Raw genomic sequence first — 9,762 nt, forward strand, 5'->3', positions numbered from 1 at the left:
CGCGGACTCCGGGGCGGCACTGGGAGATGACACGACGGGTACCGGGACGACGGTGCGTGCACCGGGACGGCCCTCGACAGAGAGCTCTCCCGTGGAAGACACGACTCCTCGGGGAAGAGCCGTGGTACCGCACACCGCTGTTCACTACCCGCCCGCGCACGCCTCCCATCCGGACTTTAACCGTCGGTCCAGGAATTTCACCTGGTCAACCGGCCGCTGGCTGCGGACGGGTCGCGGACTGTAACCGCCGGTTCGGATTTTCACCGACCCCGGAGTGCGCTGAACGTCACTGCTGTTTCTGCCGACATTGTGCCACGTGCGCGGAACCGGCCGGGAGGGGCCGCTCCTGTGTCATGTTTCACTCCGTCAGGTCGCGGTGCGGCCGCATCGGTGGGAATATCCCCTGCCGCCAAGATCGTCCGTGGGCTACCGTGCCGGTACGTGACGACATCCGATGCCTTCGAGGCACTCCGAGCCGGTGCCCTGTCCTCCGTCGAGCAGCTCCGCGAGCTGTACGAGCACCCGGGCGACGCGGCCCGCCGCAAGCAGGTCGACCACGTCAACGACACCTCCCGCGAACTCATCGCCTGCGCCTCGCTGGTGATGCTCGCCAGCCACGGCGCGGACGGCAGCTGCGACGTCACCCCGCGCGGCGGCCCGCCCGGCTTCGTCTCGGTCCTGGACGAGCGGACCCTGGCGATACCGGACGCCACCGGCAACAAGCGCCTCGACAGCCTGCACAACATCGTCGAGACCGGCCGGGTCGGCCTGCTCTTCGTGGTCCCCGGCCGGGACACCACCCTGCGGGTCAACGGCCGCGCCCTGGTCTCCGCCGACCCCGAGCTGCTCGGCCGGCTCACCGCCGTCGGCAAGCCCCCGCGCAGCGCGGTCGTGGTCCGGGTCGAGGAGGTCTACGGCCACTGCCCGAAGGCCTTCCTGCGCGGCTCCGCCTGGAAGCCAGAGCAGTGGCTCGCCCCCGACCGCGCCCCCAGCTCCGCCCGGGTCACCCAGGCCAACATCGGCGACCCGGGGCTGACCATCGAGATGATCGAGCAGTCCGAGCGCGAGGCCCTGCTGTACCGGTACGAGTAGCACCACGGGGTCGGTGGTCCGCCGTACGGCGGACCACCGACCCCGTGGCCGGGACGGACGGCTACCCGTTGGTGAAGGTGAACGAGGTGCCGGGCTGGCGGACCACGTCCCCCTTCGCGGAGTTGGTGACGGTCACGTTCGTCAGGCTCGCGCTGCCGCGGGCCCCGGACATGGCCAGGATGCCCGCGCCGTTGTTGGACCTGTCGATCCGCACGTTGGTGACCTTCACGTCGGGGATGGTGCCCCCGCCGGTCTTGAACTGGATGCCGTCGTAGGTGGAGTCGAGGATCTCGGTGTCCCGGATCACCACCCCCGGGATGTCCTGGTTGGCAGCGAAGAGCGTGAGCGCGCCGAACTCCTGGTCCTCGTTCCAGAACGCGCCGCCACTGCGGACGATCGCGTTGTTGGCGATCAGCGTCTGCCCGGAGAAGGGCAGCGGGTCGTGGTCGGTGGCGAGCATGATGCCGGGGTAGTTGGCGGTGTCGTAGACCAGGTTGTTCTCGATCTTGTTGCCGTAGCCGCCGTAGACCGCGATGCCCGTTGCCCGCCACGGGAGTTGGACGGTGTTGTTGGTGAAGCTGTTGTCGTGTCCGATGTCCACCGAGGTGTTCTTGACGTACTTGTTGGCCCAGACGGCCATCGCGTCGTCACCGGTGGTGCGGAAGGTGGAGTTGAAGACCTTGGAGTTGCGGGTGCCGTTGGAGAAGTTGATGCCGTCCGCGTAGGTGTCGCGGATCCGCATGCCGCTGAACTGCAGACCGTCCGCCGGGCCCCACAGGTCCGGGATGTTGTCGTAGTCGCGGCCGACCCAGACGCCGACGTTGGAGTGCTCGATCCAGACGTTGCTGATCTTCGTGTTCCTGCCGAACCGGCCGTTGAGCGCGACGCCGCCCTCCGAGCCGTCGGAGGCGCCGCGGATCCGGCCGGAGCCGAAGATCGCGATGTCGGAGATCTGGGTGTTGTCGTCGATGTCGAAGCCGAAGTTGCCCTCGTGCGGGTGGTTGATGGAGCCCGTGGCGTTCTGCGGCTCGATCAGCGAGTAGAGCTGCGAGTGCCACATGCCGGCGCCGCGGATCGTCACGTCCCGGATCCCCACCTGGTTGTAGGCGCCCCGGTTCAGCGGGTCGTCGGTGAGGATCTTCTTCTCCTGGCGCCACTGGCCGGCCGGGATCCAGACGCAGGCGATGGTGCCGTTCTGATCGGCCGTCACGGCGGCCTGGATCGCGGCGGTGTCGTCCAGCCCGTCGTTCGGCACGGCGCCGAAGTCGGCGATCGAGGTGCACTCGGCCGGCTTGGCGGTCGGCGGGGCGACCTGCTCCAGGTCGATCAGGTCGATCGCGTAGAAGGCGGCGCCGTCACCGCCGTCCTTCTGCAGCCGCAGCTTGGTGCCGGCCGGGTAGCTCTGCGGGAGCAGCGCGTGCGCCTCGTCGAAGAGCCGGCGGCCGTCGGCCTGCGGGGTCTGGGTGAGGCCCTCGGGCTGGTCGGTGGTGCCGTACAACCAGCTGTGCTTGGAGGAGAGTTGGAGCTTCTGCACGAAGACGCCGTTGGCGTACAGGCTCAGCGTGGTGTCGGCGCCGCCACCGCCGGGCGCGTCCGGGACGGAGTTGCGGACCACGATGGAGTTGGTCGGCACGGTCGAGGTGATCTCGACGTACTGGCCGGTGGAGGTCAGCCGGACGGACTTGCGGCCGGAGGACTCGGAGGCGAAGTTGGTGTGCCCGAACGTGCGCTCCGCGTCGGCCTGGAGCAACTCGCCCTGGTAGGCGCCGTCCTCGGCCTCGTAGGAGGCGTAGGGCGCGGCCGCGCCCCGGCCGACCACGATCGGCCTGGCGAGCACGTTGTTGTTCTCGTTGGTCTCCGCGGCGGTGCCGGTGGCGTCGGCGGTGCCGGTGATCGTCGCGCCGCCGGCGACCGCCGTCCAGGTGCCGGTGACCGGCAGGCTGACGGTCTGTCCGGCCGCGACGGCCGGGGTGGCGGTGTTCAGCGTGGCGGTGCCGACGGTGAGTCGGGTGACGCCGGCCGGGGCCGGGTCGATGCCCCGGTTGCGCAGCTGGACGGTGAAGGAGGTGGGCGCACCGGCGGCCGGGCTGGCCGGGTTCGGGGTGACGTCCAGGACCTCCAGGTCCGGGCCGGGGGCCTGGGTGACGGTGATCGGGCCGGCGGCCGCGAGCAGGTTGTTGTCCTCGTTCCGCTCCCGCACCGAGTTGTCGGCGTCGACCCGGGCGCTCGGCAGGTAGGAGCCCTGCGGGCGGGTGCCGATGGACTTCGAGACGGTCACCGACTCCCCTGCGGCCAGCGCCGGGAGGGCGACGCTGTCGGCCAGCGCGCCGCCGAGCAGGAAGTCGACGGTGTCGGCGGGCGAGGGCAGGTTGCCGACGTTCTTCACCGTGGCCCGCAGCGTGATCGCGGTGGTCTCGTTCGGCGTCTGCGGGGCCCAGGAGACGTCGGTGACGGTGAGGTCGGGGTTGGGTGCGGGGGTGCCGATGACCTGGTACTCGGCCACCTGCCCGGCGGGCGCACCGGAGTTGGCGGTGATCCTCAGCTGGACGTCGGAGGCACGGCCGGTGACCGGGATCGTCACCGTGTTGGCCCCGCTCGCCGGGTCGAAGCGGTAGTCGGCGGCGGCCTTCAGGCTGGTGAAGCCGGTGGCGCCGTCGGCCTTGCCGAGCACCTGGATGTTCTGGGTGCGGGCGCCCCAGGCGGCGTCGGGGTTGAGCTTGACCACCACGCGCTGCAGGTCGGCGTCCGAACCGAGCTTCACCGTCAGGGTGTTGGGGTACGCGCCGGCGTTCCCCTCCCAGTAGGTGGCGGTGTTGTTGTCGTTGGCGTTGGCCGGCGCGAAGGTCCAGGCCTGCCCGGACGCCTCGATCGGCTTGCCGCCCGCCAGGTTGGAGCCGGGGGTGCCCGGGTCGCCGGGGCGGGTCACGGCGGCGCTCGGGTCGGAGAGGTTGCCCGCCGCGTCCTTGGCCCGCACCGTGTAGGTCACGGTGGCGGAGGCGGGCTGGCTGTCGGTGAAGGTGCGGACGGTGGCGGCCGTGCTCGCCTTCAACTGCCCGTCGACGTAGACCTCGTAGCCCGTCACCCCGACGTTGTCGGTTGCCGCGTCCCAGCTCAGCCGGATCTGCCCGGCGGCGGGCTCGGTGTAGGCGAGGTTCCCGGGCGCGGTCGGCTTCACGGTGTCGCCCGGGTTCTCGCCGGGGCGGGTGACCGGGGCGCTCGGGTTGGACTGGTTGCCCGCGGCGTCCTTGGCCCGCACGGTGTAGGTGACGCTCTCGGTGGCCGGGCGGGTGTCGGTGTAGGTCAGCACGCCGGCCGCGACGGAGGCGAGCAGCGCCCCGTTGGCGTACACGTCGTACCCGGTCACCCCGACGTTGTCGGTGGCGGCCGTCCAGGCCAGCCGGATCTTGCCCGTCTCGGGCTGGCTGTACGTCAGGTCGGCCGGGGTGGTGGGCGCCTGGGTGTCGCCGCCGACCGGGCCGTACGCCTCGAACTCGGACAGTTGGGCGGCCGGCCAGGCGGAGTTGGCGGTGAACAGCAGCCGTAGGTAGCGGGTGGTCGCGGTGGGCAGCGAGACCGTGACGACGTTGCCCGCCGCCGGGTCGAAGCTGTAGGCGGCCTGGGCCAGCAGGTCGGTGAAGGCACTGCCGTCGGTGGAGCCCTGCACCTTGACGGTCTGGCTGCGCTGCTCCCAGCCGGCCGGCAGCTTGAGCACCAGGCGGTTGACCTGCGTGGCGGCGCCCAGGTCGCCCTGGATCCACTGCGGGAAGGCGTTGGACGAACTCTCCCAGTAGCTGCCCTGGTTGGCGTCGTTGACGTTCCCGGCCCCGTACTGGCCGTTGGCACTGCTCGCCGTCAGGGTGCGACCCCGGAGCAGGTCGGCGGAGGCGGAGGCGGCGCCGTACACCTCGAACTCGGAGAACTGGGCGGCCGGCCAGGCGGTGTTCGCCGCCACCTGGATCCGCACCCAACGGGCGTTCGTGACCGGGAAGTTGATCCGAATGGTGTTGCCGCTCGCCGGATCGAAGGCGTAGGCCGCCGAGGCGACGACGGTCGAGAACGCCGAGCCGTCCGTGGAGCCGAGCACTGTCAGCGTCTCACTGCGGCTCCCCCAGCCGGCCGGCAGCTTGAGCGCCACCTGGTCGATCGAGGCCGTGGAGCCCAGGTCCACCTGGACCCACTGCGGGAGCGCCCCGTTGCCGCTCTCCCAGTAGCTGGCCTGGTTCCCGTCGTTGACGTTCCCGGCCACGTACTGGCCGTTGGCACTGCTCGCGGTCACCGTCCGCCCGGCGGCGAGGTTGGGCCCGCCCGCCGCGTGGGTCGGCAGGACGGGCCCGGCGAGCAGCAGCATGCCCACCGCGACCGACGTCGCCGTCAGTCGCGGGAGTATGCGATTCGATCTCATGACGTCCCTCTGTCTCTGCAGTAGGTGGGGGTGGGAGTCGAGAATTTGATCGCTGCTTGTTCAGTTTTTGCGTGAGGGTGCGCCAAGAGTTACAGAGGGATGTCAAAAGTGTCAACGGTGGGCACACCGCGGGCGCACGGTCAGCGCGCGGTCGGCCCCACCGCCGACAGCACCGCCACCCGCCCCGAGCGGAGCAGCAGGGTGAGCTGCTCGACCGCCGCACCGGGCTCGCCGCCGGGGTAGCTCCACCCGGCGGCCGGGCCCTCGGTCCTGGTCCAGACGTCTCCGGCGGCGTCGATCACCACGTCGCCGGGCTGCCAGTCGAGGTCGGTCATGCGGGGTCCTCCGGTCCGTCGTCCGTGCACGGATCGGTGCACCCCTTCAACGCTAGGGTGACGTCCGGCCGGGGCGGTCCGCCGTCCGGCCCGTGTCGCGCGGACCTTGGTCCCGGCCGGGACGGACGGTCCCTCCGCCGGTCGGCGGGGTGCTCAGTCCCCCGCGGGGTGGTGGTCCGGCACCGCGTTCAGCTCGATGCCGTGCTCCAGCAGCGCCTTGACCGCGCACAGCACCGTGGTGAAACCGCCCACCGTGTCGTTCACCCACCGCACGGCCTCGTCGCCGCTGCCCTGGAAGCCGGTCTCGGTGACCTCCACGAAGGTGGTGTCCGCCGTGCGCGGGGTGAAGGTCAGCTCGACGCTGGTCGGCTGGTCGTAGTTGCCCCACTCGAAGCGGATCATCCGGTGGTCGACCACCTCACGGACCCGGACCTCGACCGAGACCCCGTAGGTGGCCCACTCCCAGGTCAGCTCGGCGCCCTCGGCCATCGGCCCGCTGCTGCGGGTGTACCAGACCCGGGTGGTCACCGCCGGGTCGGCGAAGGCCGCGAATACCTCCGCCGCCGGGCGGCGGACCATCATGCAGGCGTAGGCGGCGGGCTCGTGGGTCAGCTCCAGTCGTTCCATGGCACGATCATGCGCCCTCGGAGCCCGCCCGCCCCGTCACACCGTGGCGTGTTCCTGCTCCTCCTGGTAGAGCCGGGCCGCCATGGTCTCGATCGCCCGGTCCAGCCGGGCCCGGTCCTCCGGATCGGTGACGTCCCAGTCGTCCAGGTGGTGGCCCAGCCACTGGCGCCAGGCCTCGCCGATCCGGTCCACCTCGGCCTGCCCGGCCGGGGTGAGGCTGAGCCGCCCGTCCGAGGCCGCCACGTGACCGCTGTCCACCACCTTCTCGAAGGCCGGCTCCAGCACCTCGCCCGGTACGTGGTGGGCGACCGCGATCGACTCCACGTCCGCTCCCCCGCCGTACCGGCCGCGCCAGTAGACCTGCCCGACCGCCCAGGCCTGACCGGGCGTCAGCGCGGTGCCGGAGTCCGCGAGGATCCGCTCCTTGACCGCCTGCCGTCCCTTGGTCTTGCGCAGCAGGTTGGAGACCGCCCGCTCCAGCTGCCGGTCCGCGTCGGCCGAATCCGGCGCGCCGAAGCCCTCGCCGATGTCCCCGGCCCCGGCGCGGGCGCTGTCGCGCAGCGGGACCTCCTTGAGGAACCAGGCGACCACGAAGCCGACCAGGGCGACCGGCACCACCCACTGGAAGACGTAGTTCACCGTGTCCGCGTACGCGGTGATGAAGGGCGCGGCCTGCTCCGCGGGCAGGGCGTCCAGCCCGGCCGGGCTCTGCACGGCGGCCGGCGGCACCGAGGGCCGCTCGGCGGCCGCCTTCGCCAGATTGGGCGTCAGCTGACTGCTGAACAGCGTGCCGAAGACCGCCGTCCCGAAGGAGCTGCCCAGCGTGCGGAAGAAGGTCACGCCCGAGGTGGCGGTGCCGAGTTCGTGGTAAGGCACGGTGTTCTGCACCGCGATGGTGAGCACCTGCATGGCCAGCCCGATGCCGAGGCCGAGCACCAGCATGTACAGCGACTCCAGCCAGACCCCGGTGCCCGGGCCCATGGTGGACATCATCCAGAGGCCGACCGCCATCACGCCGGTGCCCAGGATCGGGAAGATCCGGTACCTGCCCGTCCGGCTCACCACCACGCCGGAGAGCATCGAGGTGCCCAGCAGGCCGGCCACCATCGGCAGCGTCCGCACGCCCGACATGGTGGCCGAGACCCCGTCCACGAACTGCAGGTAGGTCGGCAGGTACGTCATCGCGCCGAGCATCGCGAAGCCGACGATGAAGGAGAGGATCGAGCAGACCGTGAACACCGAGTTCCGGAAGAGGTGCATCGGGAGCATCGGCTCCTCGGCCCGGAGCTCCACCACCACGAAGGCCACCAGCAGCAGCACCGAGCCCGCGAACAGCCCGATGATCACCGGCGATCCCCAGGCGTACTCGTTGCCGCCCCACTCCAGGCCGAGCACCAGCCCGGAGGCGCCGAGCGCCACCAGCACGATGCCCGCGTAGTCGATCATCGGCTTGACCGCCGCCCGTACCGACGGGATGGTCCGGGCCGCCATCACCACCATCACGACCGCGATCGGCACGTTGACGTAGAAGCACCAGCGCCAGGAGGCGTGGTCGGTGAAGAGCCCGCCCAGGGTCGGGCCGACCACCGTGGTCACGCCGAAGACCGCCCCCAGCGCACCCTGGTACTTGCCGCGCTCGCGCAGCGGGATCACGTCGGCGATCAGCGCCATCGCGGTGACCATCAGCCCGCCGCCGCCGATGCCCTGGACGGCGCGGCCGACGATCAGCAGCAGCATGCCGTTGGCCGCGCCGGAGACCACCGAGCCGGCGACGAAGACCACCGCGCTGACCTGGAAGACGATCTTGCGGCCGAACAGGTCGCCGAACTTGCCGACCAGCACGGTGGCCACCGTCTCGGCCAGCAGGTACGCCGTCACCACCCAGGCCATGTGCCCACCGCCGCCCAGCTCGGCCACGATGGTGGGCAGCGCGGTCGAGACGATCGTCTGGTCCAGCGCGGCCATCAGCATGCCGAGCACGATGGTCGCGAAGACCACGTTGGTCTGACGGCGGCTCAGCGCCGGTGGCGCCTTGGACGCTTCGGCGACGGCGGTGGCGGACACACGGCCTCCCGTTCGGGCTGGCGGGCGTTCGGGCTGACAGGTACCGCCAGCCTTGGGCCCCGCGCCGCGGGCCGCCACCGCAGACGGCGGACCGGGTGACCCGGTACCCCTGGCGGCCACCCTCGCGCCGCCGCGGATCCGGCCGCCCGAAACCCGCTCGCTTCGGCGCCCGCCCGCTGCCTAGGGTCTGACGGTATGTCGACCGACTCCACCCCCGCCCCGCTCCGCGAGCGGCTGCGCTCCGACCTGACCACCGCCCTGAAGGCCCGTGACCGCGCCGCCGCGTCCGTGCTGCGCGCCACCCTGGCCGCGATCGAGAACGCCGAGGCGGTGGCGGTGCCGGAGCCCACCGGCCCGCTGGCCGTCGAGCTGCTGCCGGTCGGGGTCGGCGCCGCCGAGGCCGAGCGCCGCGAGCTCACCGAGGCGGACGTGGCGGCGATCGTCCGGGGCGAGCTGGCCGAACGGGAGGGCGCGGCCGCCGAGTACGAGCGGTTGGGCCGCGACGAGCAGGCCGCGCAGCTCCGCGCCGACGCCGCACGGCTCGCCGGCTACCTGGGCTGACCCGGGCCCGGGCCGCAGCGACGGGGAGCACGGGCGTGACGGAGCGGTGCGGCGACCACCGGGCACGAGCCGAGGTGCACGGGCACCGGCGGGCCGCGCCGGCTCCCGGCTCCCGGCTCCCGGCTCCCGGCTCCCGGCTCCCGGCTCCCGGCTCCCGGCTCCCGGCTCCCGGTCGAGCATGACGCCCCCGCGCGGGTCGGCCGCTCAGAGCTCGCCGGAGCGGACCAGCCGGGCCAGCAGCTCCGCCAGCTGCTCCCGCTCGGACGAGCTGAGGGCGACGGTGAGTTCGTCGTTGGCCTCGCGGCAGAGCTGGTCGCCGCGGCGCAGCCGCCGGACCCCGGCCGGGGCGAGGGTGATGACGTTCTTGCGCCGGTCCCGGGTGTCGGGTGCCCGCTCGACCAGTCCGTCCTCCTGGAGCTCGCCGACCAGGGCGACCATGTCCTTCGGGTCGATCCCGGTGCTGCGGCTGAGCTCGGCCTGGGAGACGGGCGCCAGTTCGGCGACGGCGGCCAGCACCGCGTACTGCGGCATCCGCAGGCCCGCCAGGGCCAGCGCTTCGCCGACCAGCCGGTGGCCCCGGGCCGACGCCCGGCCGAGCAGCCAGCTCGGGAGGGTCCGGATCGCGTCGGGGGCCTGCGGTGGTTGGTTCACGTGACAAGCCTAGCCCGATGATCGTTGGAC

Annotated in this window: 7 protein-coding genes and 1 riboswitch; of the genes, 2 read left to right on the top strand and 5 right to left on the bottom strand. The window is 72.0% G+C overall.

Annotated features, from left to right (window positions below):
- Positions 1-153: 153 nt before the first annotated feature.
- Positions 154-281: riboswitch (FMN riboswitch) on the bottom strand.
- Between the two features lie 160 nt (positions 282-441).
- Positions 442-1,092, top strand: coding sequence for an MSMEG_1061 family FMN-dependent PPOX-type flavoprotein (locus tag ABD946_RS06590; protein ID WP_345281008.1), 651 nt, complete (start codon positions 442-444; stop codon positions 1,090-1,092).
- A 61-nt stretch (positions 1,093-1,153) separates the two neighbouring features.
- On the opposite strand, the gene ABD946_RS06595 is transcribed toward ABD946_RS06590, so the two are convergent.
- The 4 genes from ABD946_RS06595 to ABD946_RS06615 form a co-directional block, all read right to left on the bottom strand.
- Positions 1,154-5,494 carry a galactose-binding domain-containing protein gene (locus ABD946_RS06595; protein ID WP_380148606.1) on the bottom strand — a complete coding sequence of 1,447 codons (4,341 nt, stop codon included), beginning with the start codon at positions 5,492-5,494 and terminating at the stop codon, positions 1,154-1,156.
- A 140-nt stretch (positions 5,495-5,634) separates the two neighbouring features.
- Complete coding sequence (locus ABD946_RS06605; protein WP_345281010.1) at positions 5,635-5,829, bottom strand: hypothetical protein; 195 nt, start codon at positions 5,827-5,829, stop codon at positions 5,635-5,637.
- Positions 5,830-5,982: 153 nt separating this feature from the next.
- Positions 5,983-6,456: an SRPBCC domain-containing protein gene (locus ABD946_RS06610; protein ID WP_345281012.1), complete on the bottom strand. Its 474-nt coding sequence runs from the start codon at positions 6,454-6,456 to the stop codon at positions 5,983-5,985.
- A 36-nt stretch (positions 6,457-6,492) separates the two neighbouring features.
- The gene (locus ABD946_RS06615; RefSeq protein WP_345281014.1) at positions 6,493-8,520 is read right to left on the bottom strand and encodes an MDR family MFS transporter; all 2,028 of its coding nucleotides are present in this window, start codon (positions 8,518-8,520) and stop codon (positions 6,493-6,495) included.
- Between the two features lie 195 nt (positions 8,521-8,715).
- On the opposite strand from ABD946_RS06615, the gene ABD946_RS06620 reads away from it, so the two are divergent.
- Entirely contained in the window at positions 8,716-9,081 is a 366-nt protein-coding gene (locus ABD946_RS06620; protein ID WP_345281016.1) for a GatB/YqeY domain-containing protein, read from the top strand.
- A 204-nt stretch (positions 9,082-9,285) separates the two neighbouring features.
- On the opposite strand, the gene ABD946_RS06625 is transcribed toward ABD946_RS06620, so the two are convergent.
- A complete protein-coding gene (locus ABD946_RS06625) occupies positions 9,286-9,732 on the bottom strand; it encodes a MarR family winged helix-turn-helix transcriptional regulator (protein ID WP_345281018.1) in 447 nt (148 codons plus the stop codon).
- Between the last annotated feature and the right edge of the window lie 30 nt (positions 9,733-9,762).

The organism is Kitasatospora albolonga (assembly GCF_039535905.1).
Classification (GTDB): Bacteria; Actinomycetota; Actinomycetes; order Streptomycetales; family Streptomycetaceae; genus Kitasatospora; species Kitasatospora albolonga.